The organism is Bacillus haynesii, from assembly GCF_014042035.1.
In the GTDB taxonomy this organism is placed as follows: domain Bacteria; phylum Bacillota; class Bacilli; order Bacillales; family Bacillaceae; genus Bacillus; species Bacillus haynesii.
Map to the genome: position 1 here is coordinate 3,786,306 of NZ_CP059494.1, position 18,593 is coordinate 3,804,898.

Below are 18,593 nucleotides of genomic sequence, written 5' to 3' on the forward strand. Positions count from 1 at the left end.
TCAAAAGGAGCAGCGAATGAATAAAAATGAAGCCCAACAGTTTTTAAGCAACATGTATCAGGACATCGTGTCGGAAATGAATACTGAAAAAATTCCCGATTATTTCAGCGAGGATTATGTTCAAGTAACCGACGGCAGTCAAATTGACCTTGTGCAGTTTAAAGATCACATGCGGACGCTGAAAAAGGTTGCCCGCGCCATAAGGGTATCGCCTTTTCATGAGTTTTTGTATGACGAGCGCCTCGAAAGTGCAGCGGTCAGGTATACGGTCGAGGTTGTCAAAAAGAATGGAGACCGGGGGAGAATTGATATCATCGCGATATTTAAAATGAATGGTTTTAAAATCGTTCAATGCCACGAACTTTCACATGCGAGCGAAGGTAAGGAGGGGTTTGAAGAGCTGGCGAAGATCAGTGAGGCGGCAATTGAAAAAGCCTCCTCTCGGGAGGAGAAGGCTTTTTCACAAGATTAATGTTTGGCATCAAACGTGATATTGAGCGACAAGGGTCCGCGTGTGTAAAGCCCTGTCTCGCGGTAAACGAAATTTTCCTCCAGCTTGATATTTTTCAGCTGATCCAGGACGATATTTGCGACAAGCTCGATTTCCGTCTTCGCAAACCCCGCTCCGACACAGTTGTGGACGCCTGAACCGAATGCGAGATGTCTGGCTGCGCCGCTGAATGCGCTTTTGACTTCCAGGTCGCTGCGATGGATGTTGAACTCGTCGGGATTCTCAAACGCTTCAGGATCGCGATTTGCCGCGCCTATCATGCAAAATACAGTCGTCCCTTCTTTGAGCTCGACCCCGGCAATCACCGCGTCTTGTGAAAGCTGGCGCGGAATAAGCTGCACAGGCGGCTTGTAGCGCAACGTCTCTGCGATGGCCTGAGGCAGGAGCGTGCGGTCTTCCAGCACGTCATTCATTTGATCGGGATGATGAAGCAAATGATAAATCATTAATGCGAGCGTCTTGTCCGCCGGTTCTGTGGCGGCAAGCAATATATTGAGAATCAGCGCACGGATGTCCCGGTCAGACATCGCCACTCCCTCGTATTCGGAAGTGCAAAGGATGGATATTAAATCATGTCCGGGATTTTTGCGCCTTTCCTCGATAATCGGATTCAAATATTCAGCGAGCTGTTCACTGCATTTGAGGGACTGTTCCCGATCCTCAGGCGCCTGATTCAAACTGGTAATGAAATCGGCGACGCCGCTGTGCCAGTTTCTCACCGTTTGGTGGTCGTTCTTTTCCAAACCTAAAATGTCCATCGTCACGCAAACGGCGAACGTTTTGCCGAAATCATTGACAAGGTCGATCCGTCTTTTCTCAAGATGAGGGGCCAAAAGCCTTTGTGCATTTTCTTTGATGAGCGGTGTGAGGTGATCAAGGGATTCCCCGATAAAACGGCGCAGAACGATTCTCCTTTTCGCCGTGTGCTCTTTGCCTTTCATCTGGGCGAGCACAGGTCCGCGCATGACGGGCTCGGCTCGTTTGGCAAGCGATTTCGTTGTAAAGACATCCTGATTCTGGAGCACGCGGCGCACATCCTGGTAGCGGCTGATAAAATAGCTGTCCAGCGACTCTTCATAATGGACGGGATCAGATTCCCGAAGGTATGAGAAATATTGATACGGATTCTCGTGATATTGTTCTGACAACACGCTGAATGTTTTTAGCGATTGATTCATACTCGTTCCTCCTGCATGCTTTTAGATTCCACACTTTCGTCCGCTTCGGAAACCATAAGATATCCTTGATTCGGGCGCATTTTGACGGCAAATTCGTTACGGGAGATCTGTTCGCCGAGCCTCCATGGGCGGTGATAAGCAAGAAGCGTCTCTTCGACGCCTAATATATCAGGGGCGGCGATGAAAAACGGAAGTTCAGCGATGACGTATTCAACAGCCAGCTCCAGCATGTCTGCGCTGACCTCCCGGACATCCATCCGAATACCCCGGGCCCTTCCGAGGATAGCCGCATGCGACATCTCCAGGCAGGCTTTCCGAAAATGCGGCTGGTCGAAAAAGGCATCTTCGACTTCCATCCGCAAACGCTGGTATGCGGTCTGGTTCGTGAAATCGGAAAATGTATGGATGGCCTCGGGGTTGCCACCATGCGCTTCCAACGCCTTTTCGGCGAATCTTCGGTTCCGTGAGACTTCTTTCCTGACTTTCCGTTCGGCCTTCCCAATTGGGGTACCGAGCGCTTCGAGAAGGTTGGCTGCTTCCCTTCCCGCCAAAAGCACGGATACATGTTGAAATTCACGGACGGCCCAGCCGATAAGCCGATAAATATAATCTTCGGAAAATCGGCTGTTAAACGGGCTGATGCCAACGAGAACATGGCGTCTGCGTTTTAATATTTCATTGCAGTTTTGGGTAAGAGTTTCGGTTTTGAATGGCCGGTGTTTGCTCTCCATTATAAGCTCTGTCATTGATTTCCTCCTTAACGGACATAGAATGACTTCTTTTGCAATCAATGATGGATACGTGCGGCTTATCGAGCTGGGAATAGGCTGGTTTCACTTCGGTATGAATCGAGAAGAAAACAGCGATGGTGCGAGTCGTGATGAGGGGTGTAGCATTTGTTCAATTGTTAAAGCAGGGCAAGAGTTTAAGCTCAAAATCAGGCAAGGTACAACATAAAAGTTTACTAGTAAACAATAGTCATTTTATCCCTAACTTTTCCAACTGTCAACACAATTCAAATTCAAAATATGAAAATATTCGTAACGTTTTTTGTGAATCTGAGGAATTGTGATCAGAATAGAAAGGGTAAAACCTTTTTTATGGCATTTTTCGAGTGAAGGAACCCGATAAGTAAAAATATGTAAAAAACTTTAAAGCTCCAATAAGAAATGTTCGTTGACAATAATAAAGGGGTCATCTACAATTAATATTGTTAACTGGTGAACGATATTAACAAGATTGTTAACTGATAAACAAAAATAAGGCAGGCGGTTTGACATGAGACCAATGAAATTAAATGCTTCTTTCATTATGTATTTTGTGTGTATCAGTGCCTTTTTCGCATCATTGAATCAAAACATTTATTCACCCATCATTCCGTTAATCAGAGACTCGTTTCACGTTTCCGTTTCGATGGTAAACCTGTCCGTCTCGCTGTTCATCTTCATTACAGCTGTGATGCAGATCATTGTCGGCTCAATTGTTGATTTTAAAGGGGCGAGATTTGTGATGTTGGCGAGCATGATCGTAACGGTCATCGCCACAATTGGCTGCGCAGCCGCCCGGGACTTTGGCCTGTTTCTTTTTTTCAGGGTGCTGCAGGCTTTGGGGACGGCTGCGCTTCCATTAATCGCGGCAACCACAATCGGATCTCTGTTCCAGGGAACGAAGCGGGGCAGTGCGATGGGGACTTATCAAATGCTGCTTTCCCTTGCACCGGCAGCGGCGCCTATTCTCGGCGGTTTTATCGGGGAACGTTATAATTATCCGGGTATTTTTTGGTTTTTAACGGTAATGTCTGTTCTTTTGCTTTTCGGAAATGCGTTTTGCTTTCCGCAGAGTCATGCGGAGAAAAAGACCAATCTCAGCATGGGCAGCCTGTTGTCGCATTATAAGGACATATTTAAAAACGGGACGGGAAATGCCGTTTTGGTATTAAGCTACCTTATTTTCTTTATTTATTTTTCAATTATCGTGTATTTGCCGATTTTGCTGACCGATCATTATCACCTTGATCTGCAGATCGTCGGCTTGCTGTATTTGCCGATAGCGGTCAGCACGATTGCCGGCAGCGTGCTGTTTAAGTGGTTACAAAAGAGATTATCGCTCAGACGCCTGTTTTTGATCGGTAATCTGACCGCTGCAGGCAGCGTCGTCTGTTTTGGCATTACCCATTCGTTTTCGCTTGTCGCCATGTCGGCGGCCCTCGTTCTTTTCGGCGTCACGATGGGGCTGATTCCGCCGCTGTTCTCGACGATGATGGCGAATGAATTTGAGGAGAATCGCGGCAGTGCGATGGGCATGTTTAATTTTATCAGGTATACGGGAATGGCCTGCGGTCCCGTTATATCAGGCGTGTTATTGGGAATGTCATCTTCTGTTTTCGTTTTCGGCTGCTTCGGTATCGTCTATGCCGCGGCCGCCCTTTTGATGATCGCGGTCATGCGAAAAGCAGCTCACACAAAGACGCTGCAAGAACCAAACAAAAAAGCTGCCAGGTCTTAAAACCGGGCAGCTTTTTGATTACAGGTCCGTTCTCCACATTTCTTCTTTCACTTGCCTTTTCTCAGACACATAGGCGAACATCGTTAGCGTCAGTCCGCACATGGTCATAAGTGCACCGCCTGTGGCAAGGTATGTGTAGGACTCTGACGCATTAAGAATGAGTCCGCCGATCCATGCCCCTAGCGAGTTGGCCAAGTTAAATGCAGCGATGCTGACAGAGGTGGCGATCGTTGTTCCGTGTTCAGACGCAGCCACGACTTTTGTTTGCAAAAGAGGTACTGTTCCGAACGCGCCAGCTCCGAATAAAAATGTCACGATGATGGCGCCGGCAGGATGTCCGCTGACAAAAGGGAAGGCCGCAAGAATCGCCATGAGCGCGACCATCACGCCGATCATGGAGCGGGTTAACAGGTGAAACGGAACCTTTCCGGCGTAGAAATTGCCGACGACCCCGCCAAATCCATAGGCGAAAAGGGCGGCTGTAATGCCGAGGCTGCCGAAACCGGCAGAATGCCGCAGCATCGGTTCAATAAACGTGTAGGCGATGAATACGCCTGAATAGCCAAAAATCGTAATAGCAAAAGAAAAAAGAACTTGTTTATTTTTAAACACATCCCATTCATGGATCAATTTAGGGACAACTTTCGGTTTTCTGTGCGGTACCGTCAGCCAAATGCCGGCGAGGCCGATCAATCCGAGGGAGGCGATCATCAGAAAAACGATCCGCCAGTTGAAAAGGTCGCCTAAATAAGAACCGAACGGAACGCCGAGCATCAGGGCGATGGTCAAGCCGCCGTTCATTGAAGCGGCAGCGGCGGCCCGTTTTTCGGGCGGCACCATTTCGCTGACGAACACCATCGTCGTTGCAAAAAATGCACCATGAATGGATGCGGATAGAATTCTTGAGATCAACAAAACGGTGAAGTTCGGTGCCAGGAAACTGAGCGCATTCGACAGTACAAACACACTCATCAAGCCGAGCAAGACCGGTTTGCGCGGCATTTTTACCGACAATATGGTGACGATCGGCCCCGTCAAACAGACGCTTCCCGCGTATGCCGTTACCAATAAGCCGGTAGACGAAATCGGAACAGAGAGATCCTTTGAAATGGAAGTCAATATACCCATAACGACGTACTCTGTAAAGCCGATGGAAAATGTGCAAATCATAAAAATTGCGATGATCAGTTTGACTGGTGCGTGCAGTGTTTTTTTCATCCTGACCCCTCCTTTTAAAAAACATGAGTTTATATATTAAAAGATCAAAAGACGAATTTCAACCGTTTTTTGCGAATCAATATGTTCCTCAAACGGTATGTCGGCGACACAAAAAGCGCCATCATCATGATGCCAGCGCTTTCGTAAAATCTGACATTTTATTTTCAAAATCAAAGGTTAAACATTCCCACATTCTTGACCCCGACGGCCGCCAGCTGTTGGCGGTTTTTATTTATCGTCCGATTGAACAGCTTCTATCCTAAATGGTTTTTGAAAAAAGCGCTTACAAAGAAAATCAAAATATGTTACTCTTAAAACAAACATATTCAAAAATAAACAAACGAAAACGGAGTGATACGCATGGTGAAATATTTATGGTCAGAGGCTGAGGCTGCATCGCTGCGTCCCGGTCTTGACGAACTCGTCTACCGTTCCAACCTGATCGGCTCTGACCGCTCGGTCTGCAACTGGGGCGGGGGAAACACATCGATGAAAACGACAGAAAAGGATTTCAGAGGCAGGGACATCGAGGTGATGTGGGTGAAAGGCAGCGGCTCGGACTTGGCGACGATGTCAGCGGGCCAATTTACCGGGTTGAGGCTGGATGATATTCGTCCGCTGATGGAACGGAGCAGCATGACCGATGAAGAAATGACGGCATATTTGTCCCATTGCATGATGGATGGAAAGCATCCGCGGCCGTCGATCGAAACGCTTCTTCATGCTTTTTTGCCGTTTCCGCATGTCGATCACACCCACCCCGATGCGATCATCAGCATCTGCTGCGCTGATAATGGAAAAGAGATCGCAGAGGAGATATTCGGCAGCCGATTTGTATGGGTGCCTTATGTCAGACCTGGCTTCACTTTATCGAAGATGATAGCAGAAGGCGTAAAAAACAACCCGAATGCAGAGCTTGTTTTAATGGAGAAGCACGGGCTCGTCACATGGGGGGAAACGGCGAAAGAAAGCTATGATCAGACGATTGCCGTGATTCGCGAAGCGGAAGCATACATTAAAAGCCGTTCGGAAGATCATCAGCCGTTTGGCGGACATATGGTCGAGTCGTTTGCACAGGAGGAGCGAAAACGGATTTTAGCCGATATCTTGCCGGTTATCCGCGGCGCTGTCAGCGGAGAAAAACGCATGCTGCTCACCTGGTGCGATGCAGATGATGTGCTCGAATTCGCGAACAGCAGGCGCGCTCCGTCGCTTTCACAGGTCGGTGCCGCTTGTCCGGATCACCTCGTTCATACAAAGCGGGTGCCTGCCTATATTCCGTGGAATCCCGCTGAACAGGACACAGAAGAGTTAGTCGAACTTATCAAAACCGAGATTACTGGATTTAAAGAGTCGTATGCAGCCTATTTTCAACGAAACCGGCATGAAGGAGACGAGATGTTTGAACCGGCGCCGCGCGTGATACTGATCCCGGGAATCGGCATGGTGGCAGCAGGAAAAAGCCTGGCGATGGCGAAGGTCAGCCGAGATTTATACCGTCGGGCGATTGCCGTCATGAAGGGAACGGAAGTCCTTGGAAACTTTGTATCTCTCAATGAGGAAGAATCCTACAATGTTGAATATTGGCCGCTTGAGCTTTATAAATTAACGCTTGCTCCGCCGGAAGCCGAGTTTTCCCGCAAGATCGCATTTGTAACGGGGGGAGCGGGCGGAATTGGCAGCGAGACCTGCCGCCGCCTTGCTTCAGAAGGTGCGCATGTTGTGGTTGCTGATATTAATATGGAAGGTGCAGAAAAAACAGCCGCAGAGATTAATGAACAATATGGTACAGAACGAGCTTTCGCCGTCCGCATGGATGTGACGAAAGAAGAGGACGTTCAGGCGGCCTTCGAGGAAATGGCCCTCAAATACGGCGGGATTGACATCCTTGTCAACAATGCGGGGCTTGCGACATCCAGCCCGCTTGATGAAACGACTCTCGAAGAATGGAATCTGAATATGAATGTACTCGGAACAGGATATTTCCTCGTCGCCAGAGAAGCTTTTAAGCAAATGAAAAAACAGGGTTCAGGCGGCAACATGGTGTTTGTCGGCTCGAAAAATTCCGTTTATGCAGGCAAAAACGCTTCGGCATACAGCTCTGCAAAAGCGCTTGAAGTTCATTTGGCGAGATGCATCGCCGCCGAAGGCGGACCGTACGGAATCCGTGCGAATTCAGTTCTTCCGGATGCGGTGCTTCAAGGGTCGGCCATCTGGGACTCCAAGTGGCGCGAAGAAAGAGCTGCCGCCTATGGGATTGAACCTGACCTGCTTGAAGATCATTACCGCAAACGTACGGCTCTTTCCGTCAACATTTATCCCGCTGACATTGCCGAGGCGATCGCTTATTTTGCTTCAGAAAAAACGGCAAAAACGACGGGATGCATGCTGACGGTGGACGGGGGAGTGCCGGCCGCATTTTCAAGATAATAGGAAAGGAGCGGCTTCGGCCGCCCTTTCAGAAAACAAAGGGGGAAAAGGGAGATGAAGGGCGAGACCCATTGGATCATACCGGACGGTTTTATTCCTCCGGAAAGTTCCGGAAGCTTAACGAGCCATGAAGCCATTTGTGTTTTAAATTGCCATGAAGAAGACGCAAACCTTGCGATCACAGTATACTTCGAAGATCGTCCGCCGCTCGAAGGCATTTCCGAGACGGTTCATGGCAGGAGAACGAAGCATATTCGCACAAGTTCTTTACACAGATCAGGAGAACGCATTCCTGAAAATATTCCTTATGCGATCGAGATCGCAAGCGATGTACCTGTGATCGTCCAGTACAGCCGGCTGGACACAACCCAGCCGGAACTTGCGTTAATGTCAACCATGGCATATCCGTTAAAAACAAGGGGGATGGGCGTACATGATGAATGACCGGGCCTACGCTTTATTTGAAGAACAACAGAAAGACAGGGGAATCAGACTTTCTGAAGCAAAGGAAAAATTGAAAGCGCTTAAAATCGAGACGCCTTCATGGGGATACGGGGACTCGGGCACGCGCTTCAAAGTGTTTCAGCAAGAGGGCGTACCAAGGGATCCGTTTGAAAAAATGGAAGATGCATCAGTCGTTCACAAATTAACCGGAACATGTCCTTCCGTCGCCATCCATATTCCGTGGGATCAAGTTGATGATTACGGAAAGCTGAAAGCGCACGCCGAGCAGCTTGGCCTTGCCATCGGCGCCGTGAATCCGAACTTGTTCCAGGACGATGACTACAAATTCGGAAGCGTCACAAACGTTAAAGCGGACATTCGCCAAAAAGCGACTGAGCAATTGCTCGAATGCGTCGGTATTGCAAAACAAACAGGCTCTAAGGAAATCAGCCTCTGGCTTGCCGACGGAACCAACTATCCCGGTCAGGGCGACATCAGAAAACGGAAAAACTGGATGTATGAGTGTCTGGCCGAAGTATACGAAGCTCTTGACGATGATATGCGGCTCTTAATTGAATACAAGTTTTTTGAACCGGCTTTTTATCATACAGACTTGGCGGATTGGGGGATGGCTTACAATTTGGCGCAAAAGCTCGGGCCGAAGGCTGAGGTGCTCGTCGACACCGGCCACCATGCCCAGGGGACGAACATCGAGCACATTGTCGCTTACTTGCTTGACGAAAAACGTCTCGGAGGCTTTCATTTCAACAGCCGCAAATACGCTGATGACGATTTGATCGTTGGCGCGCACAACCCGTACGAACTGTTTCTCATTTTTTCTCAAATTTTGGACGCCTGCCGTGATTCTGACCCGAACGTCCGGAAGACGGCCGAACATATTTCGTATATGCTTGATCAATGCCATAATCTTGAACCGAAAATCCCGGCTGTGCTGCGCTCGGTCATGAATGTGCAGACTCAATTTGCAAAAGCGCTTTTGATCAACTTCGATGAAGTGAAGAAAGCGCAGGAAGATCATGACGTGCTTGCCGCAGAAGCTGCGATCCGCGAAGCATTTGAAATCGATGTCAAACCGCTCCTTTACGCCGTGCGGGAGGAAATGAACGTTCCGCTTGATCCGCTCAAGGCTTATGAGGAAAGCGGGTATGTGGAAAAAATACTGGCACGGGGCAAAGGCGGTGCAAGCTGGTGACAATTCTCGCTTTTGATCTTGGTGCGTCGAGCGGCAGAGCTTATGCAGGTCATGTAGACGGCGGTCTGATCAAAGCTGAGGAAATTCACCGTTTTCCAAATCAGCCCGTTCAGGCAGGAAAACACCTTTATTGGGACATTCTCAGGCTGTATCATGAAATCAAACAGGGCATTTTAAAGGCGAAAAACGGCTGCGGACGAATCAGCTGCATCGGAATTGATTCATGGGCGGTAGATGTCGGTTTTCTCGATCGGAACGGAGAGCTGATAGGGAACCCTTATCATTACCGCGACCCTTACACGGACGGAATGATGAGGGAGGTGTTGAATGAAATCGGAAAAGAAGAGCTGTTTTCCAGAACCGGTATTCAGCTTTTGCCGTTCAACACCATCTTTCAGCTCCGGGCGCTGAAAAAAGCGAATTCACCGCTGTTGGAACACGCGGAAACGCTTTTAATGATTCCTGATTTGCTGCGCTATTTTTTAACGGGCGAGAAAAAAAGCGAATTTACAAATGCGACGACAACTCAGCTGTTCAACCCGAAAACGTCTGACTGGGATTGGGATCTCATCAGCCTTCTGAGGCTCCCGGCCTCGATTTTTCCAAAGGATATAGCAAAACCCGGAAGCGAAGCGGGGAGGCTGTCACAATCAGTGTGCAGCGAATTGTCGGTGTCTGCCGTACCGGTCATTGCCGTCGGCGAACATGACACGGCTTCTGCAGTCGTCGGCGTTCCCGCTGAAACGGATGACTTTGCATATTTGATATGCGGCACCTGGTCGCTGATCGGAACCGAACTTGACACTCCGCTGATGACAAAACAGGCGCTCGATTGGAATTTTACAAATGAGGGCGGTGCCGGCGGCACATTCCGTTTTTTAAAAAACATTATGGGATTGTGGCTGTTCCAGCGCTGCCAGGCGGATTGGGAAAAAGACGGGAGCACCTATTCGAGCGCCGAGCTTGTCAAACTTGCCGGACAGTCAGAAGCATTCAGGTCGGCTGTTGACCCGGATGACCCGGTGTTTCTCAATCCCGTGCATATGCCTGAGGCGATCAGGGAGTACTGCCGTGCAACAGGGCAGCACGTGCCGGAAACGCCCGGACAGATCATCCGCTGCGTGCTTGAAAGCCTTGCATTTAAATACCGGTTCACGCTTGAACGGATTGAAACATTGACAGGAAAAGAATATGACGGACTTCACATGGCGGGCGGAGGGATTCGAAATGAACTGCTGTGCCAATACACGGCGAATGTACTGGCCAGAAATGTATGGGCCGGACCGGCAGAGGCAAGCGCCATCGGCAACATTGCCGTACAGGCCATCGCGCTCGATATGTTTTGGGATATTCAGAGCGCCCGGAAATCAATCAAGGCTTCCTTTCCTCAAAAAACGTATGTACCGGAAGATACAGAAGCGTGGGAGGCGGCATACCGCCGCTTTACAAGTCAGGTTATCGGCGCCGCTTCCCGCTGAAAACATTTCCTGTATCGGCGCTGATGCGCTATCATGAAAGTAACAGTGACTTTTACCAAAAAAGGAAGGAAGTAAACGGATGCTTGTAGCTGAAAGACACCAAAAAATCGTCGAGCTTGTCAATCTGCGGTCGAGCGTACGCGTCACAGAACTGAGCGAGCTTTTTTCCGTCACGGAAGAAACGATCAGGCGCGATTTGGAAAAGCTTGAGAAGGAAAATAAGCTGAAAAGAAGCCATGGCGGCGCAGTCAGCGTGCAGACTGAAGAAGCAGAGGTGCATTTTCGCGAGCGCGAAATTACAAACGTAAACGAAAAAAAGATGATTGCATTTGAAGCCGTCAAGCACGTGAAAAGCGGGGAACGGATTATTCTTGATGCCAGCACGACGGCGTGGTACATGGCAAAAGCGCTTGAAAATATCCCGCTGACCGTCATCACCAATTCAGTCAGAGTAGCGATTGAACTCAGCAAAAAAGAAAAGGTGACGGTCATTTCAACCGGCGGGATGCTGCTGCCGCAATCGATGTCATATGTCGGCCCTTTGGCTGAGCGCTCCCTTGACATGTATCACGTCAACAAAACATTTCTGTCTTGCAAAGGCGTCGACCCTGCGAGCGGCTTGAGCGATTCAAACGAAATGCAGGCGCTGTTGAAAAAACGAATGATCGAGATTGCGGACGAAACAATTTTGATGGCGGACAGCAGCAAATTCGGAACCCGTGCTTTCTCGCAAATTGACCGCCTTCATGACGGATACAGGGTCATCACAGATTCAGGGATTGACAAAGAAAACCTTGCCCTCTTGAAAGACATAACAGAGAACATCACGATCGTCGGCTGAAATCAAGCTTTTCAAGCACTTGATTTTAAAATCAGGCGCAAATGGGATAAAATAGAAGAGTAAAAAAGGAAAGGAGATGTTTTTGATGGCGAAAAAGATTTTGATCGTAACGGGCGACGCAGTTGAAGCGCTGGAAGTGTATTATCCTTATTACCGCTGTCTTGAAGAGGGCTATGAAACGACGATTGCCGCACCGAAAAAGAAAAAGATTCATACGGTTGTTCATGACTTCCTGGATTGGGATACATACACCGAGAAGCCGGGCTATTTAATTGACGCGCATGCTTCATTTGATGAGATTGATCCGTCCGAATACGACGGCATCATCATTCCGGGCGGACGCGCACCGGAATTTATCCGAATGTACGATTCCCTGCTGAAAATCGTTGCTCATTTCTTTGAGGAAAATAAACCGGTCGGCGCGATTTGTCATGCGAGCCTGATTTTCACAAGCCTGAGAGAACATCTGAAAGGCCGGGAGCTGACGGCTTACATCGCCTGCAAACCGGAAGTCGAAGCCGCGGGCGCGACTTATGTCGAGGAGAAGCTTCATGTGGACGCCAACCTGGTCTCAGGTCATGACTGGTCCAATCTGCCGGAGTTTATGAGAGAATTTTTTAAAGCGTTAAACAAATAATATGCAGGGATGACCCCGCAGCAGTTCGGGGTTGTCTCTTTTTTTAGACATGTTCCGCTTCGCATTTTATAATGGTACCAATGGGGATCTTGGACAAAATATAAAGGAAAGAGAGGTGTTCCGATGGCAGATCATCATGAACACGCGTTAAATCCCAAAAGCTCTAAAGGAAAAGAACAAATCACAAACCGCTTAAAGCGGATTGAAGGACAGGTCAGAGGCATTCAAAAGATGATTGAAAATGACCGCTACTGCGTCGATATTCTCGTTCAAATCTCAGCTGTGCAAGCCGCGATGCAAAAGGTGGCTTTCAGCCTGCTTGAGGATCATACCCACCATTGCGTCGCAAACGCGATTAAAAGCGGTGAAGGCGAAGAGGCCATTGAGGAACTGCTTGATGTGTTTAAGCGGTTTTCAAAATCATGAACGAAAAAGAGAAAATCGTTTTCTTGAAATACCCTACAGGGGTATGGTAATATAAAACCGATCGATATCATCAAACCATAGGAGGTTTTCAATATGGAACAAAAAACACTGAAAGTCGAAGGCATGTCTTGCAACCACTGTGTTCAGGCAGTAGAAGGAAACGTCGGAAAGCTTGGCGGAGTAGAGTCTGTTAAAGTGAATTTAAACGAGGGCAAGGTCGAAGTTTCGTTTGATTCAGGCAAAGTATCGCTGAAGGAAATCATCGATACGATCGAAGATCAGGGGTATGATGTCGCAGGCTAATGTATACCTATAAGGGGTATATAAGGAGTGAAGGATATGGACGGACAAAAAGAAGCCACCCTCCAAATCTCTGGCATGACCTGTGCCGCCTGTGCGGTGCGGATCGAGAAAGGGTTGAAAAGGCTTGACGGCGTTCAGGACGTAAATGTGAACTTGGCGCTGGAAAAATCAAAAATCGTTTATGATCCGGGGCAAATCGAAGTCGGACAGCTGGCTGAGAAAGTCGAATCGCTCGGCTATCAAGTTCCTGCGGAAAAAACCGAATTTGCGGTTTCCGGCATGACATGTGCGGCTTGTGCCAACCGGGTTGAAAAGCGCCTCAACAAGCTGCCGGGCGTCAAAAACGCCGCCGTCAACTTCGCCATTGAGACTGCGGCAGTCGACTATCATGCCGGTGCGGTTTCGCCGGAGGAGATGATCGAAGCCGTTGAAAAGCTCGGCTACAAGCTCGAACTGAAAAAAGACCGAACTGCGGACGGTCGGGCGGAACAAAGAGAAAAAGGCATTCAGCGTCAAACCGGCAAATTTATTTTTTCAGCCATTTTGTCGTTTCCGCTGCTCTGGGCAATGGTCAGCCATTTCAAATTCACGTCATTTATATGGCTGCCGGCGATGTTCATGGATCCCTGGGTTCAGTTCGCTTTGGCGACACCGGTTCAATTTATCGTCGGGAAGCAGTTTTACACAGGGGCTTATAAAGCGCTGCGGAACAAAAGTGCCAACATGGATGTGCTGGTCGCTCTCGGCACGTCTGCCGCCTATTTCTACAGCTTGTATTTAAGCGTTGAAAGCCTTGGTACGAACCGGGATCCGGGCGGCCTTTATTATGAAACAAGCGCCATCCTCTTAACTTTGATCATTTTAGGAAAGCTGTTTGAAGCGAAAGCGAAAGGGCGTTCATCCGAAGCAATCAAAAAGCTGATGGGGCTGCAGGCGAAGACTGCGACCATCGTCAGGAACGGCGAAGAGATGACCGTGCCGATTGAAGACGTTTTGGCAGGCGACATCATGTACGTGAAGCCAGGTGAAAAAGTACCGTCAGACGGAGAGATTGTCGAAGGGCGTTCTGCGCTGGATGAATCGATGATCACCGGTGAAAGCATTCCTGTTGACAAGACGGTTGGAGATCCGGTTATCGGTGCTACAATCAACAAAAATGGATTTTTAAAAGTAAGAGCAGAAAAAGTAGGCAAAGATACTGCGCTGGCGCAGATTATAAAAGTCGTGGAAGAGGCGCAAGGTTCAAAAGCGCCGATTCAGCGGCTTGCAGACCGGATTTCCGGGGTTTTTGTGCCGATTGTCGTGGCGATCGCGGTCATCACATTTTTCGTCTGGTATTTGGCGGTTAGCCCCGGCGAGTTCGGCACGGCGCTGGAAAAGCTGATTGCGGTGCTTGTGATCGCATGTCCGTGCGCGCTCGGTTTGGCAACGCCGACATCGATCATGGCAGGATCGGGCCGTGCGGCTGAATTCGGAATCTTATTCAAAGGCGGCGAACATTTGGAGACGGCTCACCGCTTGGAGACGATTGTGCTAGACAAGACGGGGACGGTTACAAATGGAAAGCCTCAGCTGACAGATGTGCGCCCTGAACCATGGATCGATGAAACATCGTTTCTCAAGCTTATCGGTGCTGCAGAAAAAAGCTCTGAACATCCGCTTGCTGAAGCCATTGTCGAAGGCATCAAAAGGAAAGGGATAGAGCCGGCCTCAGCAGACAGTTTTGAAGCGGTACCCGGCTATGGTATCGAAGCTGCAGTCAACGAAAAACGGATTTTGATCGGTACAAGACGGCTGATGGAAAGCCGTAATATTGACATTCGAGAGGCGCACAGCGAAATGGAAGCGCTCGAAACGCAAGGAAAGACGGCGATGCTTGCCGCCATCGACGGTCGGTTTGCCGGGCTGATCGCCGTCGCCGATACGATTAAAGACACGTCGAAGAGAGCTGTGAAAAGGCTGCATGATATGGGGCTGGAAGTCGTCATGATCACCGGGGACAACCGGCGGACGGCAGAAGCGATTGCTGCAGAAGCCGGCATTCAGCACGTTATCGCCGAAGTTCTGCCTGAAGGAAAAGCGGATGAAGTGAAGAAAATTCAGGCAGAAGGCAAAAAAGTCGCGATGGTCGGCGACGGCATCAATGATGCGCCGGCACTGGGAGCGGCCGATACCGGAATGGCGATCGGAACGGGGACTGATGTCGCCATGGAAGCCGCTGACGTCACCTTGATCCGCGGCGATTTAAACAGCATCGCTGATGCGATCCTCATGAGCAGACTGACCATCAAAAACATTAAACAAAACCTTTTCTGGGCGTTTGCCTACAACAGTATCGGCATTCCGTTCGCGGCCGTCGGGCTTTTGGCCCCGTGGATCGCAGGTGCCGCGATGGCGTTCAGTTCAGTTTCAGTTGTTCTGAATGCACTCAGGCTGCAAAAGGTGAAGCTTGATTGGAGGAATCCGTCTTGAAGGATAAGACAGTGCTCGTTTGGACGGTTTCAGCGGTTGTTTATGTAGGAATTGTCATGCTCGTTTACAGTTTATTGGCGGGTCAGGAACCGATACCCGATGAAAAGCCTCATGACGGTCATGTTTTAGAAGAGCATAGCAAATGATTTGCTGAGAAAGCCGGATGTTAAAGAACATCCGGCTTTTTGTATTAATATCTGTCATTGCTCATACACATCAAAATCTTTTCCTGGACGATTTTTTTCATGGCTTCTTTGGCGGGGGCCATATATTTTCTTGGATCGCTTGCTTCGGTGTGTTCATGCAGATAACGGCGCAATTTATCTGAAAAAGGAATTTTTAATTCAGTCGCGATATTTACTTTTGCACATCCGAGCTTGATACACTTTCTTACATCTTCTTGAGGAATTCCTGAGGCGCCGTGCAGGACGAGCGGAACTGAAACCCGTTTTTGAATCGCGGCCAGCCGGTCAAAATCGATATTGGGTTCTTTTGAGTAAAGCCCGTGGGCTGTACCGATTGCCACCGCCAGCGAATCGATTCCGGTTTTCTCGACGAACTCTTTTGCTGCATCGGGATCGGTGTAATAAGCGTCGGCTTCATCCACGATCAAATCGTCTTCCTGTCCGCCGAGCCTTCCGAGCTCGGCTTCTACAGTGGCATCTTTTTGCCGGGCATATTGAACGACACTCGCTACAATTGCGGTATTTTCGGCAAATGGTCGGTGCGAAGCATCAATCATGACAGATTTTGTCCCTAATGATAAAGACTCGCGAATATCTTCAATTTCTTCATGATGATCGAGATGGAGGGCGACCGGGATCGAGCAGCGAGCGGCGGCAGTTTCTGCAATCGCTTGAATATAATCGCGGCCTGCATAGCTGAAGGTTCCGGGAGTAGCCGCAAGAATCACGGGGGACCTTAAGGCTTCAGCAGCTTCTGTCACGGCCTGCACGGTTTCAAGGTTGTGAATGTTAAAGGCCGGCACCGCATAGCCGTTTGTCTGTGCGTCCAGCAGCATTTTCTTCGTATTTGTCAGCATATCGATTCCTTCTTTCTAATCAAAATTAGGATATATAGCTCGAGAAGGTGCTCAGAATGTCGTCAGGACTCGAGGCATCAAGCAGCTGCTGCCTCGCATCTCCGTGAACAAGCATGCGAGACACCGATGATAATAGATTGAGATGTGTGCTGCCTGCCTCGGCATCGGGTATCAATAAAGCAATGATAAATGTGACAGGCGTTTGATCAAGCGCGTTCCATTCGATTCCTGCCTGGTTTTGAATGATGATGACAGATGCTTCTGTGATGTCCTTCAGTTTTGCATGGGGGATGGCGAAGCCGTCGATAAAGCCGGTCGTGCTTTCAGCCTCTCTTTGTGCCAATCCGTGAATGACCGCTTGTTTTGTTTTGGCGGCTCCCGATTCATATGCGATCTGAGCCACCCGGTCAAAAGCTTCCGCTTGGGAAGATAACGTTTCTTGAAGATAGATGTGCTCTTTTTTGATTAAAGCTGCTGTGCCCATGTTTGATCAGCCTTTCTCTTTTTCATATGTCCGTTTTTGGTAAAAGCCGAATAAGAAGGCGCCGATAAGCGATCCGATGATAATTGACAGCACCCACTGAAAGGCTCCTGTTACAACGGGAAGTACAAGGAATCCGCCGTGCGGGGCAGGTACTTGAACTGCGAATGAGTATGTTAATATCGCTGAAACCGAAGAGCCGATCATCAAAATCGGAATGACAGGGATCGGTTTTTTTGCGGCGAACGGAATAGCGCCTTCGGTAATATGAGTGGCGCCGAGAATAAAATTGACAAGCCCTGCATTTCGGTCCTGCTGGCTGAAATATTTGCGGAAAAGCAAAGTGGCAAACGCAATGACGAGCGGCGGTGTGATACACGCGGCGGAGACGCCTGCCATGAAATATTGGTTCCCTTCAGCGAGAAGAGCAGTTCCGGTGACATAGGCTGCTTTATTGACCGGACCGCCCATGTCAAATGCGCTCATACAGCCGATGATCAAGCCGAGAATGATGGGGTTCGCCCCTTGAAAATCGGCTAAAAAGTCCTTCATCCCTTCATTGATGGCCGTCATCGGCTCCACGAGGAAAAACATGACCGCACCGATCAGAAAAATGCCGATAACCGGATAAAGAAAAATTGCTTTCAGCCCTTCAAGGGACTGAGGCATTTTTTTCAGTGCATACGAGAGACCATAAATAATCAGTCCCGCCAAAAAACCGGATACGATGCCGCCCAGAAAACCCGCTCCACCCGTACTGGCGATCATGCCGCCGATAAAACCGACGATCAGGCCGGGGCGTTTAGCCATTGAATCGGCGATATAGGCAGATAATATCGGAACCATCAGCTGGAAGCCGAAGGCGCCCGTTTTATTCAGTAATTCGGCAAAAGCGTTGTAGCTTGGATGTTCAGGATCCGCTGAATGGATGCCGAATAAAAAGGATAGTGCAATCAAAACCCCTCCGCCGACGACAAATGGGAGCATGTGGGAAACCCCGTTCATCAAATGTTTATATATTTTACGGCCGATAGAAGTGGCTTCGCCTGTTTTAGGTTCATCCTCTGTTTTTGCCGCTGTTTGTCCGCGGTAAATCGGCGCTTCGCCGTTCATCAGCGTCCGAATTAAAGATTCTGCATCACGGATGCCCCGCGCAACCGGGACGTCAAGGACACGTTTACCTGCAAAACGCTCGGCGCCTACATCCTTGTCTGCCGCGACAATGACCCCGTCGGCTTGTTTAATGTCTTCTGTCGATAGTTCGTTTTGAACGCCGATTTGCCCGTGTGTTTCGACTTTGATTTCTACACCCAGTTTGGCGGCAGCCTGTTTTAAGGCCTCTTCAGCCATAAATGTATGGGCAATTCCTGTTGGACAGCCGGTTGCCGCGATGATTTTAAACTTTTTCATAAGA

At 49.0% G+C, this 18,593-nt stretch carries 18 protein-coding genes; 12 read left to right on the plus strand and 6 right to left on the minus strand.

From position 1 onward, the window contains the following. The first annotated feature begins 16 nt into the window (after positions 1-16). Positions 17-472, plus strand: coding sequence for a nuclear transport factor 2 family protein (locus H2R00_RS18720; protein WP_182070045.1), 456 nt, complete (start codon positions 17-19; stop codon positions 470-472). On the opposite strand, the gene cypX is transcribed toward H2R00_RS18720, so the two are convergent. Both cypX and H2R00_RS18730 read right to left on the minus strand, forming a co-directional pair. Next, entirely contained in the window at positions 469-1,689 is a 1,221-nt protein-coding gene (gene cypX / locus H2R00_RS18725) for a pulcherriminic acid synthase (RefSeq protein WP_182070046.1), read from the minus strand. The genes H2R00_RS18720 and cypX overlap by 4 nt on opposite strands. After that, entirely contained in the window at positions 1,686-2,435 is a 750-nt protein-coding gene (locus H2R00_RS18730; RefSeq protein ID WP_154996268.1) for a tRNA-dependent cyclodipeptide synthase, read from the minus strand. Before H2R00_RS18730 ends, cypX begins: the two co-directional genes overlap by 4 nt. 532 nt (positions 2,436-2,967) lie before the next feature. Between H2R00_RS18730 and H2R00_RS18735 the strand changes: the two genes are divergently transcribed. Further along, complete coding sequence (locus tag H2R00_RS18735) at positions 2,968-4,194, plus strand: MFS transporter (RefSeq protein ID WP_182070047.1); 1,227 nt, start codon at positions 2,968-2,970, stop codon at positions 4,192-4,194. Positions 4,195-4,212: 18 nt separating this feature from the next. On the opposite strand, the gene H2R00_RS18740 is transcribed toward H2R00_RS18735, so the two are convergent. Further along, positions 4,213-5,412, minus strand: a complete 1,200-nt coding sequence (locus H2R00_RS18740; protein ID WP_182070048.1) for an MFS transporter — start codon at positions 5,410-5,412, stop codon at positions 4,213-4,215. A gap of 360 nt (positions 5,413-5,772) precedes the next feature. Between H2R00_RS18740 and H2R00_RS18745 the strand changes: the two genes are divergently transcribed. The 10 genes from H2R00_RS18745 (at position 5,773) to H2R00_RS18790 (ending at position 15,802) form a co-directional block, all read left to right on the plus strand. Continuing rightward, positions 5,773-7,842, plus strand: a complete 2,070-nt coding sequence (locus H2R00_RS18745) for a bifunctional aldolase/short-chain dehydrogenase (RefSeq protein WP_182070049.1) — start codon at positions 5,773-5,775, stop codon at positions 7,840-7,842. A gap of 54 nt (positions 7,843-7,896) precedes the next feature. Then, positions 7,897-8,286 carry a sensory rhodopsin transducer gene (locus H2R00_RS18750; protein WP_182070050.1) on the plus strand — a complete coding sequence of 130 codons (390 nt, stop codon included), beginning with the start codon at positions 7,897-7,899 and terminating at the stop codon, positions 8,284-8,286. Further along, positions 8,279-9,499 carry an L-rhamnose isomerase gene (gene rhaI, locus H2R00_RS18755; RefSeq protein WP_182071118.1) on the plus strand — a complete coding sequence of 407 codons (1,221 nt, stop codon included), beginning with the start codon at positions 8,279-8,281 and terminating at the stop codon, positions 9,497-9,499. The genes H2R00_RS18750 and rhaI overlap by 8 nt, the downstream gene beginning before the upstream one ends. Beyond that, positions 9,496-10,977, plus strand: coding sequence for a rhamnulokinase (locus tag H2R00_RS18760; protein WP_154996280.1), 1,482 nt, complete (start codon positions 9,496-9,498; stop codon positions 10,975-10,977). The genes rhaI and H2R00_RS18760 overlap by 4 nt, the downstream gene beginning before the upstream one ends. A gap of 79 nt (positions 10,978-11,056) precedes the next feature. Beyond that, entirely contained in the window at positions 11,057-11,818 is a 762-nt protein-coding gene (locus H2R00_RS18765) for a DeoR/GlpR family DNA-binding transcription regulator (RefSeq protein ID WP_182070051.1), read from the plus strand. A gap of 85 nt (positions 11,819-11,903) precedes the next feature. Next, on the plus strand, positions 11,904-12,455 hold the full coding sequence (locus tag H2R00_RS18770; RefSeq protein ID WP_003185255.1) for a DJ-1/PfpI family protein: 552 nt from the start codon (positions 11,904-11,906) through the stop codon (positions 12,453-12,455). Positions 12,456-12,578: 123 nt separating this feature from the next. Further along, a complete protein-coding gene (gene csoR / locus H2R00_RS18775; RefSeq protein WP_003185252.1) occupies positions 12,579-12,881 on the plus strand; it encodes a copper-sensing transcriptional repressor CsoR in 303 nt (100 codons plus the stop codon). A 93-nt stretch (positions 12,882-12,974) separates the two neighbouring features. Then, the gene (gene copZ, locus H2R00_RS18780) at positions 12,975-13,184 is read left to right on the plus strand and encodes a copper chaperone CopZ (protein WP_003185250.1); all 210 of its coding nucleotides are present in this window, start codon (positions 12,975-12,977) and stop codon (positions 13,182-13,184) included. A 36-nt stretch (positions 13,185-13,220) separates the two neighbouring features. Further along, entirely contained in the window at positions 13,221-15,656 is a 2,436-nt protein-coding gene (locus H2R00_RS18785; protein ID WP_182070052.1) for a heavy metal translocating P-type ATPase, read from the plus strand. Then, on the plus strand, positions 15,653-15,802 hold the full coding sequence (locus H2R00_RS18790; protein ID WP_165569694.1) for a hypothetical protein: 150 nt from the start codon (positions 15,653-15,655) through the stop codon (positions 15,800-15,802). The genes H2R00_RS18785 and H2R00_RS18790 overlap by 4 nt, the downstream gene beginning before the upstream one ends. A gap of 44 nt (positions 15,803-15,846) precedes the next feature. Here the strand turns inward: H2R00_RS18790 and H2R00_RS18795 are convergent, their stop codons facing one another. Genes H2R00_RS18795 through H2R00_RS18805 form a run of 3 tightly spaced genes read right to left on the minus strand, consistent with a single transcriptional unit; the run spans position 15,847 to position 18,589 of the window. Further along, complete coding sequence (locus H2R00_RS18795) at positions 15,847-16,698, minus strand: tagatose bisphosphate family class II aldolase (protein ID WP_182070053.1); 852 nt, start codon at positions 16,696-16,698, stop codon at positions 15,847-15,849. 25 nt (positions 16,699-16,723) lie between these two features. Continuing rightward, positions 16,724-17,182 carry a PTS sugar transporter subunit IIA gene (locus tag H2R00_RS18800; RefSeq protein WP_154995275.1) on the minus strand — a complete coding sequence of 153 codons (459 nt, stop codon included), beginning with the start codon at positions 17,180-17,182 and terminating at the stop codon, positions 16,724-16,726. Between the two features lie 6 nt (positions 17,183-17,188). Then, positions 17,189-18,589: a PTS fructose transporter subunit IIC gene (locus H2R00_RS18805; protein ID WP_182070054.1), complete on the minus strand. Its 1,401-nt coding sequence runs from the start codon at positions 18,587-18,589 to the stop codon at positions 17,189-17,191. Between the last annotated feature and the right edge of the window lie 4 nt (positions 18,590-18,593).

Excerpts from the sequence above, each read along its gene's own strand:
- H2R00_RS18800 (WP_154995275.1), bottom strand. The coding sequence starts at position 17,182 with ATGGGCACAGCAGCTTTAATCAAAAAAGAGCACATCTATCTTCAAGAA.
- csoR (WP_003185252.1), top strand. The coding sequence starts at position 12,579 with ATGGCAGATCATCATGAACACGCGTTAAATCCCAAAAGCTCTAAAGGA.
- H2R00_RS18785 (WP_182070052.1), top strand. The coding sequence starts at position 13,221 with ATGGACGGACAAAAAGAAGCCACCCTCCAAATCTCTGGCATGACCTGT.
- H2R00_RS18805 (WP_182070054.1), bottom strand. The coding sequence starts at position 18,589 with ATGAAAAAGTTTAAAATCATCGCGGCAACCGGCTGTCCAACAGGAATT.
- H2R00_RS18750 (WP_182070050.1), top strand. The coding sequence starts at position 7,897 with ATGAAGGGCGAGACCCATTGGATCATACCGGACGGTTTTATTCCTCCG.
- H2R00_RS18735 (WP_182070047.1), top strand. The coding sequence starts at position 2,968 with ATGAGACCAATGAAATTAAATGCTTCTTTCATTATGTATTTTGTGTGT.
- rhaI (WP_182071118.1), top strand. The coding sequence starts at position 8,279 with ATGAATGACCGGGCCTACGCTTTATTTGAAGAACAACAGAAAGACAGG.
- H2R00_RS18770 (WP_003185255.1), top strand. The coding sequence starts at position 11,904 with ATGGCGAAAAAGATTTTGATCGTAACGGGCGACGCAGTTGAAGCGCTG.
- H2R00_RS18745 (WP_182070049.1), top strand. The coding sequence starts at position 5,773 with ATGGTGAAATATTTATGGTCAGAGGCTGAGGCTGCATCGCTGCGTCCC.
- H2R00_RS18795 (WP_182070053.1), bottom strand. The coding sequence starts at position 16,698 with ATGCTGACAAATACGAAGAAAATGCTGCTGGACGCACAGACAAACGGC.
- H2R00_RS18720 (WP_182070045.1), top strand. The coding sequence starts at position 17 with ATGAATAAAAATGAAGCCCAACAGTTTTTAAGCAACATGTATCAGGAC.
- cypX (WP_182070046.1), bottom strand. The coding sequence starts at position 1,689 with ATGAATCAATCGCTAAAAACATTCAGCGTGTTGTCAGAACAATATCAC.
- H2R00_RS18730 (WP_154996268.1), bottom strand. The coding sequence starts at position 2,435 with ATGACAGAGCTTATAATGGAGAGCAAACACCGGCCATTCAAAACCGAA.
- H2R00_RS18740 (WP_182070048.1), bottom strand. The coding sequence starts at position 5,412 with ATGAAAAAAACACTGCACGCACCAGTCAAACTGATCATCGCAATTTTT.
- H2R00_RS18765 (WP_182070051.1), top strand. The coding sequence starts at position 11,057 with ATGCTTGTAGCTGAAAGACACCAAAAAATCGTCGAGCTTGTCAATCTG.
- copZ (WP_003185250.1), top strand. The coding sequence starts at position 12,975 with ATGGAACAAAAAACACTGAAAGTCGAAGGCATGTCTTGCAACCACTGT.